23 protein-coding genes and 1 pseudogene are annotated in these 23582 nt (G+C 61.8%); 10 read left to right on the forward strand and 14 right to left on the reverse strand.

The features are described 5' to 3' along the window. The first annotated feature begins 95 nt into the window (after positions 1-95). Entirely contained in the window at positions 96-617 is a 522-nt protein-coding gene (locus AC07OP_RS09770) for a DUF3617 domain-containing protein (RefSeq protein ID WP_027608200.1), read from the forward strand. Between the two features lie 2 nt (positions 618-619). Here AC07OP_RS09770 and AC07OP_RS09775 read toward each other — a convergent pair. The 8 genes and pseudogenes from AC07OP_RS09775 to folE2 form a co-directional block, all read right to left on the reverse strand. Further along, positions 620-706 (reverse strand): annotated as a pseudogene (locus AC07OP_RS09775) (outer membrane lipoprotein carrier protein LolA); the annotation flags it as partial. Positions 707-714: 8 nt separating this feature from the next. After that, positions 715-2052, reverse strand: coding sequence for a dihydroorotase (locus AC07OP_RS09780; protein ID WP_115485423.1), 1338 nt, complete (start codon positions 2050-2052; stop codon positions 715-717). A gap of 3 nt (positions 2053-2055) precedes the next feature. After that, complete coding sequence (locus AC07OP_RS09785) at positions 2056-2616, reverse strand: gamma carbonic anhydrase family protein (protein WP_027608202.1); 561 nt, start codon at positions 2614-2616, stop codon at positions 2056-2058. Next, complete coding sequence (hisI, locus tag AC07OP_RS09790; RefSeq protein WP_495100782.1) at positions 2613-3026, reverse strand: phosphoribosyl-AMP cyclohydrolase; 414 nt, start codon at positions 3024-3026, stop codon at positions 2613-2615. Before hisI ends, AC07OP_RS09785 begins: the two co-directional genes overlap by 4 nt. Then, a complete protein-coding gene (locus AC07OP_RS09795; protein WP_108573487.1) occupies positions 3023-3901 on the reverse strand; it encodes a metal ABC transporter substrate-binding protein in 879 nt (292 codons plus the stop codon). The genes hisI and AC07OP_RS09795 overlap by 4 nt, the downstream gene beginning before the upstream one ends. Positions 3902-3912: 11 nt before the next feature. Continuing rightward, positions 3913-4767 carry a metal ABC transporter permease gene (locus AC07OP_RS09800; RefSeq protein WP_495100783.1) on the reverse strand — a complete coding sequence of 285 codons (855 nt, stop codon included), beginning with the start codon at positions 4765-4767 and terminating at the stop codon, positions 3913-3915. Continuing rightward, entirely contained in the window at positions 4767-5435 is a 669-nt protein-coding gene (locus tag AC07OP_RS09805; RefSeq protein ID WP_027608206.1) for a metal ABC transporter ATP-binding protein, read from the reverse strand. Before AC07OP_RS09805 ends, AC07OP_RS09800 begins: the two co-directional genes overlap by 1 nt. Continuing rightward, positions 5432-6322, reverse strand: coding sequence for a GTP cyclohydrolase FolE2 (gene folE2 / locus AC07OP_RS09810; RefSeq protein WP_495100784.1), 891 nt, complete (start codon positions 6320-6322; stop codon positions 5432-5434). The genes AC07OP_RS09805 and folE2 overlap by 4 nt, the downstream gene beginning before the upstream one ends. A gap of 128 nt (positions 6323-6450) precedes the next feature. Between folE2 and AC07OP_RS09815 the strand changes: the two genes are divergently transcribed. Then, entirely contained in the window at positions 6451-7662 is a 1212-nt protein-coding gene (locus AC07OP_RS09815; RefSeq protein WP_027608208.1) for an N-acetylmuramoyl-L-alanine amidase, read from the forward strand. Here the strand turns inward: AC07OP_RS09815 and AC07OP_RS09820 are convergent. Further along, positions 7659-8027 carry a hypothetical protein gene (locus AC07OP_RS09820; protein WP_027608209.1) on the reverse strand — a complete coding sequence of 123 codons (369 nt, stop codon included), beginning with the start codon at positions 8025-8027 and terminating at the stop codon, positions 7659-7661. The two genes, AC07OP_RS09815 and AC07OP_RS09820, sit on opposite strands and share 4 nt — an antisense overlap. A 127-nt stretch (positions 8028-8154) precedes the next feature. On the opposite strand from AC07OP_RS09820, the gene dksA reads away from it, so the two are divergent. The 4 genes from dksA to AC07OP_RS09840 are packed head-to-tail and all read left to right on the forward strand — an operon-like array spanning position 8155 to position 11443. Next, on the forward strand, positions 8155-8559 hold the full coding sequence (gene dksA, locus AC07OP_RS09825) for an RNA polymerase-binding protein DksA (RefSeq protein ID WP_065937939.1): 405 nt from the start codon (positions 8155-8157) through the stop codon (positions 8557-8559). A gap of 27 nt (positions 8560-8586) precedes the next feature. After that, the gene (gene zigA / locus AC07OP_RS09830; RefSeq protein ID WP_027608211.1) at positions 8587-9792 is read left to right on the forward strand and encodes a zinc metallochaperone GTPase ZigA; all 1206 of its coding nucleotides are present in this window, start codon (positions 8587-8589) and stop codon (positions 9790-9792) included. Continuing rightward, positions 9792-10436, forward strand: a complete 645-nt coding sequence (locus AC07OP_RS09835; RefSeq protein WP_495100785.1) for a DUF1826 domain-containing protein — start codon at positions 9792-9794, stop codon at positions 10434-10436. Before zigA ends, AC07OP_RS09835 begins: the two co-directional genes overlap by 1 nt. Before the next feature lie 44 nt (positions 10437-10480). Further along, entirely contained in the window at positions 10481-11443 is a 963-nt protein-coding gene (locus tag AC07OP_RS09840) for a CobW family GTP-binding protein (RefSeq protein WP_495100786.1), read from the forward strand. Here AC07OP_RS09840 and AC07OP_RS09845 read toward each other — a convergent pair. Then, positions 11437-11832 (reverse strand): DUF3301 domain-containing protein, encoded by a 396-nt coding sequence (locus AC07OP_RS09845; protein ID WP_027608214.1) that lies wholly within the window; start codon positions 11830-11832, stop codon positions 11437-11439. The two genes, AC07OP_RS09840 and AC07OP_RS09845, sit on opposite strands and share 7 nt — an antisense overlap. Before the next feature lie 117 nt (positions 11833-11949). Between AC07OP_RS09845 and pdxY the strand changes: the two genes are divergently transcribed. Further along, complete coding sequence (pdxY, locus tag AC07OP_RS09850) at positions 11950-12822, forward strand: pyridoxal kinase PdxY (protein WP_368963532.1); 873 nt, start codon at positions 11950-11952, stop codon at positions 12820-12822. A gap of 56 nt (positions 12823-12878) precedes the next feature. Here the strand turns inward: pdxY and AC07OP_RS09855 are convergent, their stop codons facing one another. Continuing rightward, complete coding sequence (locus tag AC07OP_RS09855) at positions 12879-13364, reverse strand: acyl-CoA thioesterase (RefSeq protein WP_003177014.1); 486 nt, start codon at positions 13362-13364, stop codon at positions 12879-12881. A 291-nt stretch (positions 13365-13655) separates the two neighbouring features. On the opposite strand from AC07OP_RS09855, the gene AC07OP_RS09860 reads away from it, so the two are divergent. Further along, positions 13656-15419: a cation:proton antiporter gene (locus tag AC07OP_RS09860; protein WP_027608216.1), complete on the forward strand. Its 1764-nt coding sequence runs from the start codon at positions 13656-13658 to the stop codon at positions 15417-15419. Between the two features lie 75 nt (positions 15420-15494). Here the strand turns inward: AC07OP_RS09860 and AC07OP_RS09865 are convergent, their stop codons facing one another. From AC07OP_RS09865 to uvrD, 3 genes are all read right to left on the reverse strand, one after another. After that, entirely contained in the window at positions 15495-15902 is a 408-nt protein-coding gene (locus AC07OP_RS09865) for an SMI1/KNR4 family protein (protein ID WP_017739032.1), read from the reverse strand. A gap of 133 nt (positions 15903-16035) precedes the next feature. Beyond that, positions 16036-16905: a Tim44 domain-containing protein gene (locus AC07OP_RS09870; protein WP_074848015.1), complete on the reverse strand. Its 870-nt coding sequence runs from the start codon at positions 16903-16905 to the stop codon at positions 16036-16038. Positions 16906-17094: 189 nt separating this feature from the next. Continuing rightward, the gene (gene uvrD / locus AC07OP_RS09875) at positions 17095-19278 is read right to left on the reverse strand and encodes a DNA helicase II (RefSeq protein ID WP_495100787.1); all 2184 of its coding nucleotides are present in this window, start codon (positions 19276-19278) and stop codon (positions 17095-17097) included. A gap of 279 nt (positions 19279-19557) precedes the next feature. On the opposite strand from uvrD, the gene AC07OP_RS09880 reads away from it, so the two are divergent. Beyond that, on the forward strand, positions 19558-22431 hold the full coding sequence (locus AC07OP_RS09880) for a putative bifunctional diguanylate cyclase/phosphodiesterase (RefSeq protein WP_495100788.1): 2874 nt from the start codon (positions 19558-19560) through the stop codon (positions 22429-22431). Between the two features lie 161 nt (positions 22432-22592). Continuing rightward, positions 22593-23459: a transcriptional regulator HexR gene (hexR, locus tag AC07OP_RS09885; protein WP_010168370.1), complete on the forward strand. Its 867-nt coding sequence runs from the start codon at positions 22593-22595 to the stop codon at positions 23457-23459. Positions 23460-23582 lie beyond the last annotated feature (123 nt).

The raw sequence follows: 23582 nt of genomic DNA on the forward strand, positions 1-23582 counted from the left end.
GACCATGAACGGCTGCGAATGTCGCTATTTTATTTGCCGTGCAACACTGGCACTTTTGCGGCGTCTAACGCCCACAATTGCCCAGGAGTTACCCGATGAATGCTCGTCTGCTTGGTTTGGCCATGGTTGTAGGTTTGTCGTTGCCGCTGGCAGCGCAGGCGCAGATGCTGGCGCCGGGCTTGTGGGAATTGACCACCAGCAATATGAAAGTCGATAACCAGGACCTGCCGGACCTGTCGCTGATCCTCGGTCAGCTCAAGCAACAGATGACCCCCGAACAGCGCGCCATGCTGGAAAAACAAGGCATCACCATGGCCGGCAAAGGCGTGCAGGTGTGCCTCACCCCGGCACAAGTCGCCTCTGATTCGATCCCCCTGACCGACCCGCAATCGGGCTGCAAACAGGAAGTGACCGACAAGACCGGTAACCAGTGGAAATTCCGTTTCAGTTGCCCGAAAGCCCAGGGCACCGGCGTCGCTACCTTCCAGAGCCAGAAAGAATTCACCACCACCGTCAACGGCACCTTCAATGCCACCGGCGTTCAACAGAAGGGCAGCCTGGATACCCACGCCCAATGGCTGGGCACCGATTGCGGCACGGTCAAGCCTCGTGCTTAACCTGTAGGAGCGAGCTTGCTCGCGAAAAACCGGAGAGCGCCACCGGGTGTCAGGTCCCCCGCGTTATCGTTAACGCTCTTCGCGAGCAAGCTCGCGCCTACCTTAGAAAATGCAGCGGTAAACCCTGGCAGCTGTCGACCACCTGGCCGTTGTGCCAGGCCAGGTGGCCGGAGACCAGGGTGGTGCTCACGCTGTGGCGAAAGCTGCGTTCGGCGAACGGCGTCCAGCCGCAGCGGGCAAGAATCGGCTCGTCCCTGACCGGTTTTCCTTCGGGCTCCGGTTTGATCAGCACCAGGTCGGCCCAATACCCTTCACGCAGATAACCCCGGTCGGGGATGGCAAACAGGTCGGCGACACGGTGGCTGGTCTTGGCCACCAGGGTGGTCAGGGGCAGCAGCCCATCGGCCACCAACTCCAACAACGCCGGCAGCGCGTGTTGCACCAGGGGCAGACCCGCGGGCGCTTCACGATACCCCAACTGTTTTTGCGCCCAGGTATGCGGCGCATGGTCAGTGCCTATTACATCCAGACGATCACTCAGCAAGGCCAGGCGCAGGGCGTCGCGGTCGGCGCGGGTCTTGATCGCCGGGTTGCATTTGATCTGGTGGCCGAGGCGGTGATAGTCACGGTCATCGAACAGCAGGTGGTGCACGCAGACTTCAGCGGTAATGCGTTTTTGCGCCAAGGGTTTGTCTTCGAACAATGCCAACTCGCGGGCGCTGGTCAGGTGCAGTACATGCAGGCGCGTGCCGTGACGCTTGGCCAGTTCCACCGCGAAGGAGGATGAGCGATAGCAGGCTTCGGCATCGCGGATCAGCGGGTGGGCGACGGCGGGGATCATGTCACCAAAGCGCTCACGCATGCGCTGCTCGTTGGCTTGGATGCTCGGCGTGTGTTCGCAGTGGGCCAGCAGAATGGTCGGTACTTCGGCAAATAGCCGTTCCAGGACACGTGGGTCGTCCACCAGCATATTGCCGGTAGAGGCGCCCATGAACACTTTGACCCCGGCCACTTCGCGCGGGTCGAGGGCGGCGACGGTGTCGAGGTTGTCGTTGCTGACCCCGAAGTGAAAGCCGTAGTTGGCCACCGAGTGCAGGGCCGCGCGGCGCTTTTTATCGGCCAGGGCTTCCAGGTTCAGCGTGGCCGGGTTGGTGTTGGGCATGTCCATAACGCTGGTGATGCCGCCGGCTACCGCTGCGCGGGATTCGCTGTAGAAGTTGCCCTTGTCCGGCGCGCCGGGGTCGCGAAAGTGCACCTGGTCGTCAATCATGCCCGGCAGCAACCACTGGCCTTGGGCGTCGATGGACACGGGCGCGGCGTTCCCGCCGATGCTGCTGGCGATCTTTTCGATACGGCCATTGGCAACCAGCACGTCGGCGTCGAATTCCTCGCCTTCGTTCACCAGGCGGGCGTTGCGGATCAGCAGGCGGCTCATGGCTCAGAACTCGTTTTGCAGGGCTTTGTAACCGCGCACCAGGTCGACGTTGGTACGTGCCACGTCTTCGGAAAACTCCGAGGCGCTGACACTCACCGGCGGGAATTGCGACAGGTCGGTATTCGGCCCGATGCGGGTGGTGGAGGGCACGTAGAAGGCGGCGGGCAAATCACGGCCGTCGACCACCGAGTTATGGCGTACCACGCAGCCATCGCCGACGGCGCAGTTGAACAGTACGCTGTTGAAACCGATGAACACCCGGTCGCCGACGGTGCAGGGGCCGTGGACGATGGAGCGGTGGGCGATGGATGTGAATTCGCCGATGGTCACGGCGGCGCCGGACTTGGAGTGGATGACCACGCCGTCCTGGATGTTGGAATTGGCGCCGATGGTGATCGGGTCCATGGCGCCGCCGGCGTCGACTTCGTCGGCGCGGATCACGGCGTAGGGGCCGACAAACACGTTCTCGCCGATGATGACTTTGCCGCAGATGATCGCGGTCTTGTCGACGTAGGCCGATTCGGCAATCACCGGCAGATCGCCGGAAGGGTTCTTGCGGATCATGCAACTGGCTCCGTCATGATGTGAACGTAGGCGCCGTCGATGGCGTTGTAGAAACAGGTGGGGCGGCCGGTGTGGCAGGCCGGGCCTTGCTGGTCGACGATCAGCAGTACTGCGTCGCCATCACAATCCAGGCGCGCTTCCACCAACTGTTGCCAGTAGCCGGAGCTTTCGCCTTTGCGCCACAGCTGTCGGCGCGAGCGCGACCAATAACAAACCTGCCCGGTAGCCAGTGTTTCGTTGAGGGCCTGGCGATTCATCCAGGCCAGCATCAGCACTTCGCCGCTGCCGTGTTGCTGGGCGATGGCGGCGATCAGGCCGTCGCTGTTCCACGGCAGGGCGTCGAGCACGGCGGCGAGTGGAAAGCGGCTGCCGACGGCAGCCCCTTCCAGTTCGAGCATGCTCAGGGTCATGGCTTGCTCAATGCTGCGCACAGGGTGTTGAGGTTGTACTCGAACAGCCCGGTGAAGGTGCTCGCCGGCCCTTCTGCGGCCAGGGCGTCGGAGTACAGCGTGCCGCCAATCTGCGCGCCGCTTTCATCGGCGATCTGCTTGAGCAGGCGCGAGTCCTTGATGTTTTCCATGAATACGGCCTTGACCTTGTCCTTGCGGATCTGGGTGATGAGCGCGGCGACTTCGGCGGCCGAAGGTTCACGTTCGGTGGACAGGCCTTGCGGCGCCAGGAACTGGATGCCATAGGCCTGGCCCAGGTAACCGAAGGCATCATGGGAAGTGACGATGCGACGGTTACCCGGTGGCAGCGCGCCGAACTTGGTCTTGGCTTCGGCCAGCAGGCGGTAGATTTCTTTCAGGTAGGCCTGGCTGTTGCGCAGGTAGTCGGCCTTGTTGGCCGGGTCGGCAGCCACCAGCGCCTTGGTGATGTTGTTCACATAGATTTCGGCGTTGGCCAGGTTGTGCCAGGCGTGCGGGTCGGGGATGGTTTCGCCGTCTTCCTCCATGGTGTGGGAAATCACACCTTTGCTGGCGGTGACCACCGTGGCCTTGGTTTCGGTGCTGGTCACCAGACGGTCCAGCCACGGCTCGAAGCCCAGGCCGTTCTTGATGATCAGCTTGGCCTTGAGCAGCGCCTTGGCGTCGTCCGGGGTGGGTTCGTAGGTATGGGCATCGGCGTCGGGGCCGACCATGTTGCTGATCTGGATGTGATCGCCACCGATCTGGTGGGTGATGTCATCGAGAATACTGAAGCTGGTAACCACCTGGAGTTTGTCGGCGGCCTGGGCCATCGACAACGGCAGCAGCAGACTGAACAGCACGAGTAGAGCGCGCATCGGGAAACACCTCATTGGGATGTAAGCAAAGGCGGGCGGCGCAGCAAGCCGTGCACCGGACCGAAGACCACGGACAGCAGGTACCCGCCGCCAGCCACCAGCACAATCGCCGGGCCGCTGGGCAGCGAGAAGTAGAACGACAGCAATAAACCCAACCACACCGACAGGCATCCCAGCACCGCCGATACCGCGATCAACACCGGCAGGCGCCGACTCCAGAAGCGTGAAGCGATGGCCGGCAGCATCATCAAACCCACCACCATCAAGGCGCCGATGGCCTGGAAGCCAATCACCAGGTTCAGGACCACCAGGGTCAGGAACAAGCCGTGGGCCAGTGGGCCAAGGCGGCTGACGGTTTGCAGGAACAGCGGGTCGAGGGTGTCCAGCAGCAGCGGTTTGTAGATCAGCGCCATGGCGATCAGGCTGAACCCGGAAACCCAGAGCATGCCGGTCAGGGTAGTTTCGTCGACGGCCAGGGCCGAGCCGAACAGCAGGTGCAGCAGGTCCAGGCGCTTGCCGGCCAGCCCCAGGATCAACACGCCGGCGGCGAGGGAGATGGGGTAGATGGCCGCCAGGCTGGCATCTTCGCGCAGGCCGGTGCGGCGGGTGATCCACGCCGACAGGCCGGCCATGCCCAGGCCGCCGATGGTCAGCGCGGGCAGGCTCAAGCCCGCGAACCAGAAGCCCAGAGCGGCGCCGGGCAATATGCCGTGGGCGACGGCGTCACCGATCAGGCTCATGCGGCGCAGGATCAGAAATACGCCGAGCGGGGCGGTGCTGCAGGCGAGCACCAGACCGCCGATCAGGGCGCGACGCATGAAGACGAAGTCGAGGAAGGGCATCCACAGATGGGCGGTGAAGTGCATCAGGCCACCTGCATGTGCGGCTGCGGGCGGATCAACTCTTTGCTGGAACCGAACACGCAGCCGCTGCTTTTGATCTGCACCACTTGTTGGGTGTGTTGGCGTACGGAAGCCAAGTCATGGCACACCACCACCAACGTCCGGCCTTCGGCGTGCCAGGCGTGGATATGGCTCCAGCACAGCGCCTGGCCTTCTTCGTCCAGAGCGGCATGGGGCTCGTCAAGCAGTAACACTGGCGACTCGGCAAGGCTCATGCGAGCGAGCAATGCGCGTTGTAGTTGGCCGCCTGACAACGCCATCAGTGGGCGCTGTTCCAGGCCACTGAGGCACCAGTCTTCCAACACTTTTTGCAGGCGCTCGCTTCTTTGCTGCGGGGTGAGGCGCGTGCCCCAGAAACCGGCGGCGACCAGTTCTTGCAGGCTGATGGGGAACTGACGATCAAGGTGCTGTTGCTGGGGCAGGAACGACAGGCCACCTCGGCGTGGAACATCCACGGTCACTTTGCCCGCCAACGGTTTTTGCAAGCCGGCGATGACTTTGAGCAGGCTGCTTTTGCCGCAGCCGTTGGGGCCGATCACGCCGGTGAGGCTGCCTTTTTCCAGGGTGAAATCCACGGCGGGAGTGAGCGGTTGGCCAGGGGCGCCCCAGCGTAAAGCGGTGCAGGTGATCATGCAGGGTTTCTCGTCCAGCGGCTTTCAGCCACGGCATCGTGCGCGTGCAGGCTTTCGGCGTGGATCACTTTGAGGTGGAAGGCTTTGACGGCATCCGAGCGTTTCAAGGCGAGGTTAAGGCGGCGGGCGGCGTCTTCGCAGAACATCAGGTTCTGCCCGTTGGCCAAGGCGAAGGCTTGTTCGTCCGCGCGTTTTACGGCGGTTTGTACGGCGGTGCCGAGGGCGGCTTCGGCAGCGTTGATCAGCTCGGTCAGCGCCAGATGCTCGCCTTGCAGGTGCACGTGCAACTGCGCGCTGCTGCGCTGGCTGTGGGGTGTGGCGACGATACCGTTGGCGCTGCCGAGCCAGGACAGCACGTCTTCATGCTGCAACGGCGTGTTACCGAAGTCTTGGAGAAATTGCTGCTGAATCAACTGCCTGGCGAGGGCGGCGGAACAGGGGCAGGTTGAAGAATAGGTAACGTCAATTTTTAGTTCCACGTGGAACATCTGGTTTTCCAGGCGCGCTTCGATGCTCACCGGGTAGGCCTTCCAGCCGGCCAGTGGGCTGACCAGTGCTGGGCGTTTCAGCAGCAAATTCGTGTGCAGACGCAGGTAGGCGTTCTTAGATAAATCTTCATGACTGTCGAGAAACCGCTGCAGTACATTGCGCAGAAGTGCAGGCGTAACGGGCTGCTGTTCGAGCATCTCCAGTGCCAGGTACAGGCGTGACATATGAATGCCACGGGCGGTGCCGTCGTCCAGGCTGACGCCGGCATCGGCGCTGGCGCTCAGGCGTTGGCCGTCAATGAGGATCGGCAGGGCGATGCCGCACATGCCCACCCAGTCGAGTGGCAAGGCTTGGCGTGAAGCCTGCGCGGCAATATCCGGCAGAGTCAGCGCATTCATAAGCAGGTCCATCGTTGGAAATAATTCGACATGTTATAGTATAACAATAGAGTCGACGATGAATTTTCTGCCCCGGCCTTTTTTCACTCATGTGGAGTACGGACGCTCCTCCATTTGCGGTATTTGTCATGCACAGACGTCAGCTCCTCAATCTGCTCCTGGCCAGCCCTTTGTTTGCTTTGCCGTTCGCCGCCCACGCGACCCAGATCCGCAATGCACGCTTGTGGCGCTCGGACGACAAGCTGCGCCTGGTGTTCGACCTTAGCGGTCCAGTGCAATACAAGACCTTCTCCCTGACTGCTCCGGAACGCCTGATCATCGACCTGAGCGGCGCGGGTCTCAGTGGTGACTTTTCTCAACTTGAGCTGAAGAACAGCGGGATCACCTCGATTCGCTCGGGGCACTTCGGCAAGGCGGATACGCGCATCGTGCTCGACCTGGCCGCGCCGATGCAGCTCAACAGCTTTGTATTGCCGCCTCAGGACGGGCAGGGGCATCGCCTGGTGCTGGACCTGACCAGCGCCACCCGTGCACCGCGTCAAATCGCGGCTGAGGCGGTGCCCTTGGTGGCCGCGGTGAACAAGGCGCACCCCAAGCGCGACATTATCGTGGTGGTCGACCCCGGCCACGGCGGCAAAGACCCCGGCGCTGTCGGGTCCAAGGGCCAGCGCGAAAAAGACGTGGTGTTGTCTATCGCCCAACTGCTGGCCAAGCGCTTGAAGCGCGAAAAGGGTTTTGACGTGAAACTGGTGCGTAACGACGACTTCTTTGTGCCGCTGCGCAAGCGCGTGGACATCGCCCGTCAGCACAAGGCCGATATGTTCATCTCGGTGCATGCCGATGCCGCGCCACGGCTCACGGCCTCGGGCGCCTCGGTGTATGCGCTGTCGGAGGGCGGCGCGACCTCGGCCACGGCGCGCTTTATGGCCCAGCGCGAAAACGGCGCGGATTTGCTGGGCGCCACCACGTTGCTCAATCTCAAGGATAAGGACCCGATGCTGGCCGGGGTGATTCTTGATATGTCGATGAACGCCACCATCGCCTCCAGCCTGCAACTGGGCAGCTCGGTGCTGGGGAGCCTGCAAAGCATCACCAGCCTGCATCAGAAGCGTGTGGAACAGGCGGGGTTCGCGGTGCTCAAGTCACCGGACGTGCCGTCGATCCTGGTGGAGACCGGCTTTATCTCCAATGCCCAGGACGCCCAGCGCCTGGTGACGGCGCGCCATCAACAAGCAGTTGCGGACGGTTTGTTCGAAGGTCTGAAAAATTACTTCCAGAAGAACCCGCCGATGAACAGCTACATGGCCTGGGTCCAGGAACAGAAGAATGCTCAGGCCTAACAGCCGGTAATTCGGCTGCACGTGAATTTGGCAGTGGCGCCCCCGGAGCTGGAAAACCGGTTGATCGTGGTCCAGCCCACCCGCCGCGTGTAGCCGACCCATGCCTCCCCGTCCGACGCCAGGCCGGTAAAGAACGTCAGTTGCCCGTAGCGGCTGTTGGTTTGTGCCCAATAACGTTTCCCGATCACCTCGAAACCACGCAAATACGTGGTGGTGCCCACCGTTGCCACGCTGTAGGCATTGCCCAGGGGGTCCACACAGGCCAACAGGTTGGCGCTACGCGTGCACGTGGCCAGCAAGCTTGGCGCTTGGGCACAGGCAGGCCCCGCGACTGCCAGTAACAGGGCGCACACCAGGTATTTCATAAGGGGTCTCGGGGGCTGGTAAGTGTTCAAGCATTGCGCCCTTCGTCGTAACGAGCAAGGGGGATTGGCTTATTTGTATTGTTATACTATAACATAAAAGCACAGCCTGACCCGTGAACCGCTCCCCATGACCGAACAAGACCTGCTGGCCCAACCGCCCGCCGACTACATGAATGAAGCCCAGCAAGGCTTTTTCCGCGAACTGTTGCTGACTCAGCGCCATGAACTGCAAGCGCGCATCGAGGGCGAATTCCTGGTGCTGCGCGAGCAGGAGCCCAACAGCGACCCGGCCGATGTGGGCAGCGCCGAAGAACAGCGCCAGTGGCAACTGCGCTTGCTGGAGCGGGAAAAGAAGCTCCTCGACAAAATCGACGACGCCCTCGAGCTGCTGGCCCGCGGCGAATACGGCTGGTGCCGCGAAACCGGTGAGCCCATCGGCCTGCAACGCCTGCTGCTGCGCCCCACCGCCACCCTGTGTATCGAAGCCAAAGAACGTCAAGAGCTGCGCGAACGCCATAAACGGGCGATTTGACCGGCCAACCCTGATGAGGATTACCTGATGCCCAATCGTCTCCCCGTTACCGTGTTGTCCGGCTTTCTCGGCGCCGGTAAAAGCACGCTGCTCAACTACGTCCTGCGCAACCGCGAAAACCTGCGCGTGGCGGTGATCGTCAACGACATGAGCGAAATCAACATCGACGGCAGCGAGGTGCAGCGCGACGTTACCCTCAACCGTTCCGAAGAAAAACTGGTGGAGATGAGCAACGGCTGTATCTGCTGCACCTTGCGTGAAGACTTGCTCGAAGAAGTCGGAAAACTCGCCAAGGAAGGTCGCTTCGATTACCTGCTGATCGAATCCACCGGTATCTCCGAGCCGTTGCCGGTGGCTGAAACCTTCACCTTCCGTGATGAAAACGAGCAAAGCCTGGCCGACATCGCGCGCCTGGACACCATGGTCACCGTGGTCGACGGCATGAACTTCCTGATCGACTACCAGGCTGCCGAAAGCCTAGCCTCACGGGGCGAAACCCTCGGTGAGGAAGACGAACGCTCGATCACCGACCTGTTGATCGAGCAGATCGAATTCGCCGATGTGATCCTGATCAGCAAGATCGACCTGATCAGCAGCCATGAGCGCGAGGAACTGATGGCGATCCTTGAACGTCTCAACGCCCAGGCGGAAATCATCCCGATGGTCATGGGCGAGGTGCCGCTGCACAAGATCCTCAACACCGGCCGCTTCGACTTCGAACGTGCCGCGCAGGCGCCGGGCTGGTTGCAGGAACTGCGGGGTGAACATGTGCCGGAAACCGAAGAGTACGGCATTGCTTCCACGGCTTACCGCGCACGTCGGCCCTTCCACCCGCAACGCTTCTTTGACTTTATCGACCGGCCTTGGGTCAACGGCAAATTGCTGCGCTCCAAGGGCTTTTTCTGGCTGGCCAGCAAGCATCAGGATGCGGGCAGCTGGTCCCAGGCCGGTGGCTTGATGCGCCATGGGTTTGCCGGACGCTGGTGGCGCTTTGTGCCGAAAAGCCAATGGCCCCAGGACGAAGAAAGCGTCGCCGCCATCATGGGCAACTGGCAGCTCAGTACCGGCGACTGCCGTCAGGAACTGGTGTTTATCGGACAGAACATCGACTTCGCGCGGATGCGTGCCGAGTTGGACGCGTGCTTGCTCACCGATGAAGAACTGGCCCTGGGTGTCGAAGGTTGGCGCCTGCTGGCTGATCCGTTTGGTCCCTGGTATGAAGAGGCCGCCTGATGCTGGCACCGCTTATCCCCTTGCGCCCGATGGTTCGCCAGACCTGTGGTGAAACCCCGCTGGCGCTGTCCGATATTCTCGAAGACGGCGTGAACCTGGCGCTGTGGCAGCGCCAATTGCCGTTGCATATCGCCGAGTTCGGCGCTTTGCTGGTGGCGCTCAATGAGCCGTTGGCCGAGTCCTTGGTGATCGAACTCAACAGCGAAGACGCCGAGCCGAACCTGTGCGGTCTGGCATCCAGCTGCCGCGATCTTGAAGGCTACGAAGGGTTTATCGCCGATGTGTCGTGGCTGGTCAGCGCCTTTGCGTGCCTGCTCGGCGCCAAGCGCATCGGTGTGCGCCTGCGGCTGCTGGATAAAGCCATGTGCCCGCGTTTTCACGTTGACCATGTGCCGGTGCGGCTGATCACCACCTACGCCGGCATCGGCAGCCAGTGGTTGCGCGAAGGGGTGATGGACCGCCGCAAGCTCAGCCAACCGGAAGCCGAACCGAGCGAGCGCATCGAACAGATCCAGTGCGGTGAAGTGGCCCTGCTCAAAGGCACCAAATGGCACGGCAACGAAAACCACGGCCTCATCCATCGCTCCCCGGCGCTGAAAGCGGATGAGCGCCGATTGATTCTGACGCTGGATTGGCTCGCGTAACCGCGTAGGATCAAACCCTCTACACGGTCCGAACGATGGCACCCATGCTGCAGAACATTCCCACCCACGTGATTGCCGGGCCTTTGGGCGCAGGCAAGACCAGCCTGATCAGGCACCTGCTTGCCCAACGCCCGGCCAACGAGCGCTGGGCGGTGTTGATCAACGAGTTCGGCCAGATCGGCCTGGACGCGGCATTGCTGAGCCTGGGTGACGATGGCATTGCCCTGGGTGAAGTCGCCGGTGGCTGCCTTTGTTGTGTGAATGGCGCACCGTTCCAGGTCGGCCTGGGCCGGTTGCTGCGTAAGGCCAAGCCGGATCGGTTGTTTATCGAACCCTCGGGCCTGGGCCATCCTGCACAGTTGCTCAAGCAGTTGCGCGAAGCGCCGTGGCAGCAGGTGCTGGCGGTTCAGCCCTGTGTGTTGGTACTGGATGCCCAGGCGCTGGCAGCGGGCAAACCCTTGCCGCCAGCGCAGCAGGAAGCGCTGGCCAGTGCCGGGCTGTTGGTGTTGAACAAGGATGAAGGGTTGGATGCTGCGCAACGCGAGGCCGTCGAACGACAGCTACCCGACCGCGATATTTATTGGACGCGCCAGGCGCACGTGCCGCTCGGCAAACTGCCAGGCTTGAATGCGCAGGCTGAAGCGGCTGTGGATAACTTTGCCGTGCCTAAGGGGCTGGCTCAATTGCCGGCTATCTGGAGCGATCCAGCATCGCCGATCTGCCTGAGACAGGTCCAGGAGGGCGGTTGGAGTATCGGTTGGCGCTGGCACCCGAGCCAGCAATTCGATTCCGAGCGTCTGCACCTGTGGCTGACATCCCTTGAGTGGCGCCGCGCCAAACTGGTTATCCACAGCCGTGATGGATGGATCTCGGCCAACGCTGTGGATAACAGCCCGCTGACCTGGCAACCCAGCGAATGGCGTCGCGACTCACGTATCGAATTGATCTTCAGTGCACCCCAGGACGTAGCCGCGTTGCAGGCTGCACTGGCCGCCTGCCGTTACTGACGGTTCTTGGTGGCGTGGTCCTGGCGCCATTGGCTCAGCTCGATCACATTGGCGCTGGGCAGTGCTTCCTTGACCTCGAACGGGTAGGGCGCCAGTTCGATCTGCGCGCTGTGGGCGCCGAATTGCGTGATGGTTCCGCTGTGACGGGTCTCGCCCGTGACGGTGAACTCGAAATTGTAGATACGCGCCAGACGTCGCCGACCGTTGGCATCCCTCACAAAACCGATGCGCTTCAACGCCACGGCGCCGTCGAGCAATTCGATATCGAGCTTGGCGCAATGCTGCTTGACCCGCGCCAACGCCCGCTCTCGCAGGCCGTGGTTGTGCCATACCCAGGCGGCGCCGGTCGCCAGCAGCATCAACACGAAGATGTTTCCCAGGGTCAGCATGCGAAAAACTCCAACAAAGTGAGAGCAGCTTAACTGTGTCGTCGGTCTGTCGTACAGGCTGCGTTTAGTCGCATACTGCGCGGCCAGAATTTCAATGGCTTTACGGAAATCTCCTGCATGAAACGCACACCTCATCTGCTTGCGATCCAGTCTCATGTGGTCTTTGGCCACGCCGGAAACAGCGCCGCCGTGTTCCCCATGCAGCGGGTCGGGGTGAACGTCTGGCCGCTGAACACGGTGCAGTTCTCCAACCATACCCAGTATGGTCAGTGGGCGGGCGAAGTGCTGGCGCCGAAGCAGATTCCTGCGTTGGTGGAAGGCATTGCCGCCATCGGCGAGCTGGGCAACTGCGATGCGATCCTGTCTGGCTACCTGGGCAGTGCGGATCAGGGCCGCGCGATTCTTACCGGTGTGGCGCGCATCAAGGCCATCAACCCCAAGGCCCTGTACCTGTGCGACCCGGTGATGGGCCATCCGGAAAAGGGCTGCATCGTGCCGCAGGACGTCAGCGATTTCCTGCTGGATGAAGCGGCGGCCATGGCCGACTTCCTGTGCCCCAACCAACTGGAACTGGACAGCTTTGCCGGGCGCAAGCCGCAATCGCTGTTCGACTGCCTGGGCATGGCCAAGGCATTGCTGGCCCGTGGCCCGAAGGCGGTGCTGGTCAAGCACCTGGATTACCCGGGCAAGTTGCCGGATGGTTTCGAGATGCTGCTGGTAACCGCTGAGGGCAGCTGGCACCTGCGTCGGCCGCTGCTGGCGTTCCCGCGCCAGCCGGTGGGCGTGGGCGACCTGACGTCGGGGTTGTTCCTGGCGCGGGTGTTGTTGGGCGACAGCCTATTGGCGGCTTTTGAGTTCACGGCCGCGGCGGTGCACGAAGTGCTGCTGGAAACCCAGGCCTGCGCCAGTTACGAGCTGGAACTGGTCCGCGCCCAGGACCGCATCGCCCATCCTCGCGTACGTTTCGAGGCGACGCCGATCAGCCTGTAAGTACACAGAACCCAATGTGGGAGGGGGGGCAAACCTCCCCCATTTTTTGGTTGGACTTACAGCGCGTCAGCCTTGATTTCCTGGTAGCGCTTCTCAAGCTCCTGGCGGATCTGCCGGCGCTGCTGGGCCTGCACGAACCGGCGCTTGTCTTCACTGTTATGGGGCTGCAGCGGTGGCACGGCAGCGGGTTTACGCTGGTCGTCCACGGCCACCATGGTGAAGAAGCAACTGTTGGTATGACGCACCGAGCGCTCGCGGATGTTCTCGGTCACCACCTTGATGCCCACTTCCATCGACGTATTGCCGGTGTAGTTGACCGATGCAAGGAATGTCACCAGCTCGCCGACATGGATCGGCTCGCGAAAAATCACCTGATCCACCGACAGCGTCACCACATAGCGACCGGCATAACGGCTCGCGCAGGCGTAGGCCACTTCGTCGAGGTACTTGAGCAAGGTGCCGCCGTGGACATTGCCTGAGAAGTTGGCCATGTCAGGGGTCATCAATACCGTCATCGACAGCTGGGCGTTTCCGGGTTCCATAGCACACTCACGGGTTGTAGGCATTGGTTGGGGGGCACCTCTGCGGGTGCTGGGATCTTTGCAGCGCCATCCCTTACGGGACGCCGGTGGGCGGCTTGCCGTCACGCGTTCACCGATCTGTTTCCATATATTGCACCGGCTTTCCGGCGGAAGTCGCGGTGTTAACCTTCAAAAGCCCATCTCAGGGCATTTCTTACGATCAAGGCAGACTTTTCCTTCCGCACTTTGCGATTTTTCAAAGGCGCGTGCGGAAGTGGGAAAAGCGCCAGTACCCTCAAGGAGCCCCTCGCCATGCACGCCATCAGCTTTATCCAGGACTTGGCCGTGATCATGCTGGTGGCAGGGGTGGTCACCGTCCTGTTTCACCGCCTCAAGCAACCCGTAGTGCTGGGGTACATCGTCGCCGGCTTCATCATTGGCCCGCACACCCCGCCGTTCGGCCTGATCCACGACGAAGACACCATCAAGACCCTCGCCGAGCTGGGGGTGATCTTCCTGATGTTCTGCCTGGGCCTGGAGTTCAGCCTGCGCAAGCTGTTCAAGGTGGGGGCCACGGCGTTTATCGCAGCCTTCCTGGAAATCATCCTGATGATCTGGATCGGCTACGAGATTGGCCGCTGGTTCGACTGGAACACCATGGACTCGCTGTTCCTCGGCGCGATCCTGGCGATTTCCTCCACCACCATCATCGTGAAGGCACTCAATGACCTGAAGATGAAAAACCAGCGCTTCGCCCAACTTATTTTTGGCGTGCTGATTGTGGAAGACATCCTCGGCATCGGCATCATCGCCTTGCTCTCGAGCATCGCCGTCAGCGGTACGGTGAGTTCCGGCGAGGTGTTCTCCACGGTCGGCAAGCTCTCGCTGTTCATGATCGTCGCGTTGGTCATCGGTATTTTGCTGGTGCCGCGCCTGCTGGCCTACGTGGCCAAGTTCGAAAGCAACGAAATGCTGCTGATCACCGTGCTGGGCCTGTGTTTCGGTTTCTGCCTGCTGGTGGTCAAACTGGAGTACAGCATGGTGCTGGGGGCGTTTCTGATCGGTGCGATCATGGCCGAGTCCCGGCAATTGGTTAAGATCGAGCGCCTGATCGAGCCGGTTCGCGACATGTTCAGCGCGATTTTCTTTGTGGCGATCGGCTTGATGATCGACCCACAGATCCTCCTGCAATACGCCTGGCCGATCGCGGTGATCACCGTGGCTGTGGTGCTGGGCAAGATGCTGTCCTGCGGCCTGGGCGCCTTTATCGCCGGCAATGACGGCCGTACCTCACTGCGCGTAGGCATGGGGCTGTCACAAATTGGCGAGTTTTCCTTCATTATCGCCGCGCTGGGTATGACCTTGCAGGTGACCAGCGACTTCCTGTATCCGGTGGCGGTGGCCGTTTCGGCGATTACTACGCTGCTCACGCCGTACCTGATTCGCGGCGCCGACCCTTTGTCATTGAAGATCGCCGCCGTGATGCCCAAGCGCCTGAGCCGGGTGTTCGGCATGTACGGCGAATGGTTACGCAGTATTCAGCCGCAAGGCGAGGGCGCCATGCTGGCGTCGATGATCCGCAAGATCATCCTGCAGGTGGGCGTGAACCTGGCGCTGGTGATCGCGATTTTCTTCGCTGGAAGCTTTTTCGCGGTGCGCATTGGTGGGTATCTGGAAGGTTGGATCAGTGATCCAAGCTGGCAGAAGGCGTTGATCTGGGGTGGGGCCTTGCTGTTGTCGCTACCGTTCCTGATTGCGGCGTACCGCAAGCTCAAGGCGCTGTCGATGTTGCTGGCGGAGATGAGCGTGAAGCCGGAAATGGCCGGGCGGCATACCCAGCGTGTGCGACGGGTGATTGCGGAGCTGATCCCGATTTTGTCGCTGCTGGTGATCTTTGTGCTATTGGCAGCCTTGTCGGCCAGTATTCTGCCGACCAACAAGTTGCTGGTACTGATTGCCGTGGTCACGGCGGCGGTGGCGGCCGTGCTCTGGCGATGGTTCATCCGTGTGCATACGCGGATGCAGGTCGCCTTGCTGGAGACGCTGGATAACCATAAGGATACGCCGGAGCACTAGTGGGGGCCGCTACGCGGCCCGGCGCGGGACAAGCCCGCTCACCACCGCAAGCCCGTTCGCCACGGGGGGTAGGTGTCAGCTTTCCAGCCAGACGTCCCGCGCCCAGTGCCACACCGATTCCCAGGTCTCTTCGGTGACGAGTTCTTCTTCGCCGGACCACAGCACCACGGTGCCGTCTTCTTCGACGCAGTAGTAATCGTCACCGTCCTGGCAGATCGGGATCATGCTGCGGTCAACACCGGCATCCCAGGCGTTGGCAGCCACGTCCGGCAGGTAGGTGTGGGATTGCGGGTCGGTGACGGTCACCGGCTCCAGGCTGCCGTACACCACATCGCTGACGGTCAGCAGGAATTCACGAAAGACAAACGGGATGTCGATGAACAGCTGTTCCTCGATTTCCACCAGTTGATCTTCGTCAGGCAACTCCAGAGGAACCGGAACCGGTTCATTGGCTTCACGCAATTGTTCGATGATTTCTTCCACGGCCGGGATCCTCTTGCTGATGGCGCGGTTTATAGGGGCGTTTTATACAGTAGCTCGCCATAAGTGCAACCGTGAAATAGAAAACCCCGGACAGGTCCGGGGTTTTGTTACGGCTTGCTCAAGCGCGTGGGTATCAGCCGTTCTGGCGGATACCGGCGACCAGCCATGGCTGGTTGTCGCCTTGGGCACGTTCCATGTTCCAGCTTTCGCTGAACACTTCACCCTGGTCGAAACGCGAAGTCTTCGACACGCCACTGAAGGTCAACGTTGCGATGGTCTTGTCGGCGCGATCATCCACACCTTCCAGTTGCACGTGCAGGTCGTCGATATAGGTCGACTGGAAGCCGTCGCCCAGGTCGGCGCGTTCGCGCTTGAGGAACTCCAGCAGTTGCGGGGTCACGAATTCGGAGATCTTGTCCATTTCGTTGGCGTCCCAGTGCTGCTGCAGGGACTGGAAGTGGCTGCGGGCCGCTTCGACGAAACGTTCTTCGTTGAACCACGCCGGTGCGTTGATCACCGGGCGGGCTGCGGCAGGCGCTGCCGAACCACCGAAGATCGAACCCATGGCTGGCTTCTGCTCGAACACTTCACGCTGCATCGGCGCGCCGGCCGGAGCCATCTGCTCCTGCTGCTTGCGGCGACGGGCGGCGATGAAACGGAAGACCAGGAAGGCGATGACCGCCATGATCAGGATGTCGAAGATCTGCATGCCCTGGAAGCCGCCGCCCATGAACATGGAAGCGAGCAGGCCACCGGCCGCGATACCGGCCAGAGGGCCCAACCAGCGCGAAGCACCGCCGGCCTTGGCAGCGGCGCCGGCAGCGCCGGCTGCGCCTGCGGTAGCGGCAGCACCGCCGGCACCGGCGGATGGAGCCATTTGGCTGGTCTGGTGAGTCGGCGCCGCGCCCGAGCTTTTGCCGCCACCGAAGCGTTTGGCGTTGGCGTCGAGGCTCATCGTCAGGCCGATGCACAACGCCATGGCGATGCTAAGAAAACGTTTCATAAAGGGAATTCCCATTTGTGGATTGCACGCGCGCCATGTTGCACAGGTGTAGTGACAGTGGCTAGCGACATAATGTTTCGGGCTTTTGCGTAAGACCGAAACAGAATGGTCTGTAGGACGTATTACAGATATTGGCCCGCGCTCGTTAAAAACAAGGGCGGGCCAATAACCTTCATGTAGGCAAATGTTTCAGACAGCTTCGAGCTTCGCGTAGCCCATCATCAGCCATTTGCTGCCTTCGGCGAAGTTCACCTGTACCCGTGCCTGGGCACCGGCGCCTTCGAAGTTGAGGATCACGCCTTCGCCGAAGATCGCATGCCTGACCTGCTGGCCCAGGCTGAATGGCGTTTCCGGAATCTCGGAACCGGCGAACATGCTGCTGGAGTTCTGCTGCTGGCCCCCGCCGAACGGACGGCTGACGCTGTTGGACAGGCGCACCTCCTGGATCAGTCCCTTCGGCACTTCACGTACGAAGCGCGACACCTTGTTGTAGGTTTCGCTGCCGTATAGGCGTCGGGTCTCGGCGTAGGTCATCACCAGGTTCTGCATGGCGCGGGTGATGCCCACATAGGCCAGGCGGCGTTCCTCTTCAAGGCGGCCGGGCTCTTCCAGGCTCATCTTGTGGGGGAACAGGCCTTCTTCCATGCCCACCAGGAACACATACGGAAACTCCAGGCCCTTGGCGCTGTGCAAGGTCATCAACTGGATGCTGTCTTCATGCTCATCGGCCTGGGTGTCGCCGGCTTCCAGGGATGCATGGCCGAGGAAGGCGGCGAGCGGGGTCAGCTCTTCGTCTTCCTCGGTGTTTTCGAACGCGCGGGCGGCGCTGACCAGTTCCTCGAGGTTTTCTACCCGGGCCTGGCCTTTCTCGCCTTTTTCCGCTTCGTGATAGGCAATCAGCCCGGATTGCTCGATCACCGTCTGGGTCATCAGGTGCAGGGGCATTTCCGAACACTTGGCCGCGAGGTTCTCGATCAACTCGACAAACACCCCCAGCGCCCCGGCAGCACGGCCGGTCAGGCCTTTATTGGCGATCAGCAGGCGCATGGACTCCCACATCGACACATCGGCATGGCGCGCGTGGTCGCGAATCGCCTCGACGGTTTTCTCGCCGATGCCACGGGCCGGGATATTGATCACCCGCTCCAGTGCCGCGTCGTTGCCACGGCCTTCGAGCAAACGCAGGTATGCCATGGCGTTCTTGATTTCCGCACGCTCGAAGAAGCGCTGGCCGCCATAAATGCGGTACGGGATGCGCTCGCGCAGCAAGGCTTCTTCCAGCACCCGCGATTGGGCGTTGGAACGGTACAGAATCGCGATATCGCTACGGGCAAGCCCGGTTTTCAGCGCACTTTCGATGGTTTCCACCACGTAGCGCGCTTCATCGTGCTCGTTGAACGCGGCATACAGGTTGATCGCCTCGCCTTCGCCGCCGTCGGTCCACAGCTCTTTGCCCAGGCGCCCGGTGTTGTTGGCGATCAAGGCGTTGGCGGCCTTGAGGATGCCGGCGGTGGAGCGGTAGTTCTGCTCCAGGCGGATGGTGACCGCGTCCGGGAAATCCTCGGAATACTGGTAGATGTTCTCGATTTTCGCGCCACGCCAGCCGTAGATCGACTGGTCGTCGTCGCCCACCACCATCAGGCTGTCGCCGCCCTTGGCCAGCAGGCGCAACCAGGCGTACTGCACGGCGTTGGTGTCCTGGAACTCGTCCACCAGAATGTGACGGAAGCGTTTCTGGTAATGGGCCAGCAAGCCCGGATGGTCGCGCCACAGGTCGAGGGCGCGCAGCAGCAGCTCGGAGAAGTCGATGACGCCGGCGCGGGCGCAGGCCGCCTCGTAGGCTTCATAAATGCTGCGCATGGTGGCCAGGAACAAATCGCCGCTGGCCTGGATGTGCTGCGGGCGCAGGCCTTCGTCTTTCTGGCCGTTGATAAACCACTGGGCCTGGCGCGCCGGCCAGCGCTGCTCGTCGAGACCCAGCTCGCGGATCACGCGCTTGACCAGGCGTTGCTGGTCATCGCTGTCGAGGATCTGGAAGGTCTGGGCCAGGCCCGCTTCCTGCCAGTGTGCCCGCAACAGACGGTGCGCCAGGCCGTGGAAGGTGCCCACCCACATGCCGGCCGGGCTGATGCCCATCAACTGCTCGATGCGGTGGCGCATCTCGGCAGCGGCCTTGTTGGTGAAAGTCACCGACAGGATGGAATGCGGGGACGCGTTCTCGACCTGGATCAACCAGGCGATACGGTGCACCAGCACTCGGGTTTTACCGGAGCCGGCACCGGCCAGGACCAACTGACGGCCAACGGGGGCCGCTACGGCCTGGCGTTGGGCATCGTTGAGGGAGTTCAGCAAAAGAGAGAGATCATCGCGCATCGACGCATTCTATGGGCCTAAGGGGGCTCGGGCAAATCCCAATGCCGGGTGGTCGATGCAAAACCTCCCGCGTGATCTCGCAGGGGCAAACATTCCGGCAAGGCTGATGACCGGTAAGTCATGGGCCACAGCCCGCGCAGTGCCTCGCCCGAGGGGTCTGGCACCAAGGTTTGCGGCTGATCACAGGATGATTTTTATGATCTGGAGCAGTTTGGCCGAAGCGCTTGCTTGTGTATGCTCCGTCGACGTTTCGGGCTCACCATTATAAGAACACTGCCTATGACTCTCAGTACCGACCTGCTTGGCCCATCGGCGGCGCCCGCGCAGGTTATCCGTAAACATTACGCCACCGAGATGGCGGTCGAGCGCACACGCCTGCTCTATCAGGGCTCGTTGCTGCCCACCTTATTAATGCTGGTCAACGGCCTTGTCTGCGCCTGGCTGCTGTGGAACCCCAGGCAATACCTGCTCGACAGCATCTGGCTGGTGTGGCTGCTGGCCCTGGTGGCCATGCGCGTGATCCAGGTGGCGGCCTTTGATTCGGCCATGCCCAGCCGCCAGGCCCAACCGATCTGGCGGCGCATGTTCATGCTCGGCTCGGCGGTCAGTGGCCTGACCCTGGCCACCGCGGCCATTGCCCTGGTGCCGGTGGACAGCTTTATCCAACAGGCCTGGGTGTTCGGCCTGATCGGGGCGGCGACGCTGTCAGCCAGTGTCGCCTACGCCGTGAGCCTGCCGGCGTTCCTGTCCTTTGCCTTGCCGTGCCTGGTGCCGGCCATTGCCTATCTGTTCTGGAATGGGGCGCCGCAGCAACAGGGCTGGGGTGTGCTCGGCCTGATCCTGCTGGCCTCCCTGAGCGTGGTGGCGTGGCAGGTCAACCGCCTGATCCAGCGTGGGCTGTTGCGGCGCTTCCAGAACCAGGCATTGATCGAGCATCTGCAGCAGGCACAGCAGCGCAGCGAGCAGCTGAATCAGGATCTGGTGCGCGAAGTCGAGCAGCGGCGTCAGGTCGAGCAGGAGTTGCGGGATGCGCAAATCGGCCTGCAGGACCGCGTGGCGCAACGCAGCCAGGAACTGGACGCCGCCAGCCTGGCCCTGAATAAAAGCGAGGCGCGCCTGGCCATGGCCCTGCAAGCCAGTGAGCTGGGCCTGTGGGACTGGAACCTGCAAACCGATGAGGTTCACCACACCCAGCTCAAAGAGCTGTTCGGCCTCGAGCCCGAGTACGTCACGGCCATGCTCGGCCACCTAAAGCCGCGCCTGCACCCCGACGACCTGCCGCTGCTCAAGCGGGCACTGGTGGCGCACCTCAAGGGGCGCACTGAGGATTACCAGGTGGAATACCGCGTGCGCCATGGGGATGGCCACTGGGTGTGGATCGAAGACCGCGGTCGCGCCGTGGAGCGTGCACCCAGCGGGCGAGTGATTCGAATGCTCGGCACCCGCCGCGACATCAGCGCCGGCAAGGCCCTGGAAGAGCAGCAGCGGTTGGCCTCGACCGTATTCGAGGCAGCCAGCGAAGGCATCGTCATCCTTGACCCGGACTACGCGCTGATCGCGGTCAACCAGGCTTTCAGTCGCGTCACCGGCTTTGACATTGATGACATGCTCGGCCGCAACGTCGTGGAGCTGCCCAGCAGCCGCGATGCCCGGCGCCACTTCCCGGTCATCCGCCAAGCCTTGCTAAACCATGGCACCTGGCAGGGTGAGCTGGTGGAAACACGCAAGAACGGCGAGTTGTACCCGCAGTGGCTGCAACTGAATGTAGTGCGTGATATTCGGGGAAAGATCAGCCATATCGTGGGCTTCTTCGCCGATCTGTCAGCGCGGCGCGAATCCGAGGAGCGCATGCGCTACCTCACCCACTACGATGAGTTGACCGGCCTGGCCAACCGCTCGCTGTTCCGCGAACGGCTGCGCGAGGCCCATCAGCGTGTACGCCAGGGCGGGCGCAGCCTGGCGTTGCTGCATATCAACCTCGACCGCTTCAAGTTGCTCAATGACAGCCTGGGCCATGAAGTGGCGGACCAGTTGCTGCAAAAGATGGCCCGTCGGTTGATCAATGCCTTGCCCGAGGCCGACACCATCGCGCGTTTGTCCGGCGATGAGTTCGCCGTGCTGTTCGACGCCTACGGCAACCTGTCGAGCCTGGCACGGGTGGCCACGCGGCTGCTGGCCAAGCTGCGGGTACCGGTGACGGTGGAAGGGCATGAGTTGGTGGTGAGTGCGTCGATGGGCATCAGCCTGTTGCCGGATAACGCGCGGGAAATTTCTGCGCTGGTCAGTCAATCGAACATGGCCATGCAGCACGCCAAGCACCTGGGCGGCAATAACTTCCAGTTCTACACCGACAGCCTGCAAGCCAGCACCCTGGAGCGTTTGCAGCTGGAAAACCATCTGCGCAAAGCCATCGATGAGCGTCAGCTCACGGTGTTCTACCAGCCGAAACTGTGCCTGGCCACCGGCAAGCTTGACGCTGCCGAAGCGCTGATCCGCTGGGAGCATCCGCAGTGGGGCATGGTGCCGCCAGGCGACTTTATCGGCCTGGCCGAAGAAACGGGCCTGATCGTACCGCTGGGCGAATTCGTGCTGCGCCAGGCGTGCTGGCAGGCCTGTGAGTGGCAGCGCCAGGGGCTGCCACCGATCCGCGTGTCGGTGAATCTCTCGGTGCACCAGTTGCGCCAGGGCAAGCTGGTCAGCCTGGTGCGCCAGGTATTGGAAGAGACCGGCCTGGACCCGCAATACCTCGAACTGGAACTGACCGAGAGCCAGTTGCTCGACAGTGTTGAACACATCATTGCGACCTTCCAGCAACTGCGCGACCTGGGCGTGAAGCTGGCGATCGACGACTTTGGCACCGGCTATTCATCCCTCAGTTACCTCAAGCGTATCCCTGTGGATTACGTAAAGATCGACCAGACCTTTATCCGCGGCCTCGGCCAGGGACGGGAAGACGCCGCCATTACCCGAGCGATCATTGCGATGGCTCACGGACTGGCGCTCAAGGTGGTGGCCGAAGGCGTGGAAGATCAGCAGCAGCTGGATTTCCTGCGTACAGAACGATGCGATGAGGTGCAGGGCTACCTGATCAGTCGGCCGATGGAGGCCGAAGGGCTGGCAGATTTGTTACGCAACAATGCAGATTTTCCCTGAAGACAGTCCGCACGCCCATATGGCTACAAGGCAGCTGCCCGCTGATTCAAAGGGCATCAGGGCGATTTAGTGATGCATCGGGCGGGCAAAACGGCAATTCTTGTAGTATAACTACAAGCTTGCTACATCCCTGGCCCTGCCAATAACAAGAGTCCTGCCCTTTGAACCTGTTGCAACATATCGCCCAGTCGCGCCACCTGTTACGCAAATCGGAACTCAAGGTTGCCGATCACGTGCTGCTTGACCCTGCGGCCGTGATGCACAGTTCCATGGCCGACCTGGCCCACAGCGTGGGCATCAGCGAGCCGACCATCGTGCGCTTCTGCCGCGCCATCGGTTGCTCCGGGTTCCAGGACTTGAAGCTCAAGCTGGCCCAGAGCCTGGCCGCCGGCGCGAGCTTCGGCCAGTTTGCGATCCACGAAGACGATTCCGTCGCCGACTACAGCCTGAAAATCTTCGACACCACCTTGCACACGCTCATGGAGGTGCGCGAGAAGCTTGACCCGGTAGAGCTGCAAAAGGCCGTGACCGCCATGTCCCAGGCCCAGCGCGTCGAGTTCTACGGGTTCGGTGCTTCCGGTGCCGTGGCGGCCGATGCCCAGCACAAGTTCTTCCGCCTGCTGCTCACCGCCGCGGCCTACAGCGACCCGCACATGCAGGCGATGTCGGCTGTGACCTTGAAGCCGACCGACGTGGCGATCTGCATTTCCCAGTCGGGCCGCTCCAAAGACCTGCTGATCACGGCCAACCTGGTGCGTGAAAGCGGCGCGACATTGATTACCTTGTGCCCGAGCCAGACGCCGTTGGCGGAACTGTCCACGGTCAACCTGGCGATCGATGTGCACGAAGACACCGAGATCTACACCCCACTGACGTCGCGTATCGCGCACCTGGTGGTGATCGACGTGCTGGCCATGGGCGTGGCCATGGCGCGAGGCCCGAGCCTGGTCAACCACCTCAAGAGCGTGAAGCGCAGCTTGCGCAGCCTGCGGTTATCGCCCAAGTCCGTCAAAGCCCTCGACGACTGATTCAAGGTTGCATGCGTTCCAAATGTGGGAGGGGGCTTATCTACCTATTCGGAAGATTCATCGTCCTGTAACCCCCGCGCCGTTAAACCGTCATCGCTACAACCCATCCTGTACTCCCCGTAC

The sequence above is a fragment of the Pseudomonas sp. GW821-FHT09D08 genome, assembly GCF_059416305.1.

Coding starts and splice junctions, on each gene's coding strand:
- AC07OP_RS09855 (WP_003177014.1), bottom strand. CDS start 13,364: ATGGAACCCGGAAACGCCCAGCTGTCGATGACGGTATTGATGACCCCT.
- AC07OP_RS09820 (WP_027608209.1), bottom strand. CDS start 8,027: ATGAAATACCTGGTGTGCGCCCTGTTACTGGCAGTCGCGGGGCCTGCC.
- AC07OP_RS09770 (WP_027608200.1), top strand. CDS start 96: ATGAATGCTCGTCTGCTTGGTTTGGCCATGGTTGTAGGTTTGTCGTTG.
- AC07OP_RS09785 (WP_027608202.1), bottom strand. CDS start 2,616: ATGATCCGCAAGAACCCTTCCGGCGATCTGCCGGTGATTGCCGAATCG.
- AC07OP_RS09805 (WP_027608206.1), bottom strand. CDS start 5,435: ATGATCACCTGCACCGCTTTACGCTGGGGCGCCCCTGGCCAACCGCTC.
- uvrD (WP_495100787.1), bottom strand. CDS start 19,278: ATGCGCGATGATCTCTCTCTTTTGCTGAACTCCCTCAACGATGCCCAA.
- dksA (WP_065937939.1), top strand. CDS start 8,155: ATGACCGAACAAGACCTGCTGGCCCAACCGCCCGCCGACTACATGAAT.
- folE2 (WP_495100784.1), bottom strand. CDS start 6,322: ATGAATGCGCTGACTCTGCCGGATATTGCCGCGCAGGCTTCACGCCAA.
- pdxY (WP_368963532.1), top strand. CDS start 11,950: ATGAAACGCACACCTCATCTGCTTGCGATCCAGTCTCATGTGGTCTTT.
- AC07OP_RS09795 (WP_108573487.1), bottom strand. CDS start 3,901: ATGCGCGCTCTACTCGTGCTGTTCAGTCTGCTGCTGCCGTTGTCGATG.
- AC07OP_RS09880 (WP_495100788.1), top strand. CDS start 19,558: ATGACTCTCAGTACCGACCTGCTTGGCCCATCGGCGGCGCCCGCGCAG.
- AC07OP_RS09845 (WP_027608214.1), bottom strand. CDS start 11,832: ATGCTGACCCTGGGAAACATCTTCGTGTTGATGCTGCTGGCGACCGGC.
- AC07OP_RS09860 (WP_027608216.1), top strand. CDS start 13,656: ATGCACGCCATCAGCTTTATCCAGGACTTGGCCGTGATCATGCTGGTG.
- AC07OP_RS09800 (WP_495100783.1), bottom strand. CDS start 4,767: ATGCACTTCACCGCCCATCTGTGGATGCCCTTCCTCGACTTCGTCTTC.
- AC07OP_RS09815 (WP_027608208.1), top strand. CDS start 6,451: ATGCACAGACGTCAGCTCCTCAATCTGCTCCTGGCCAGCCCTTTGTTT.
- AC07OP_RS09840 (WP_495100786.1), top strand. CDS start 10,481: ATGCTGCAGAACATTCCCACCCACGTGATTGCCGGGCCTTTGGGCGCA.
- AC07OP_RS09870 (WP_074848015.1), bottom strand. CDS start 16,905: ATGAAACGTTTTCTTAGCATCGCCATGGCGTTGTGCATCGGCCTGACG.
- zigA (WP_027608211.1), top strand. CDS start 8,587: ATGCCCAATCGTCTCCCCGTTACCGTGTTGTCCGGCTTTCTCGGCGCC.
- AC07OP_RS09780 (WP_115485423.1), bottom strand. CDS start 2,052: ATGAGCCGCCTGCTGATCCGCAACGCCCGCCTGGTGAACGAAGGCGAG.
- hisI (WP_495100782.1), bottom strand. CDS start 3,026: ATGACCCTGAGCATGCTCGAACTGGAAGGGGCTGCCGTCGGCAGCCGC.
- AC07OP_RS09835 (WP_495100785.1), top strand. CDS start 9,792: ATGCTGGCACCGCTTATCCCCTTGCGCCCGATGGTTCGCCAGACCTGT.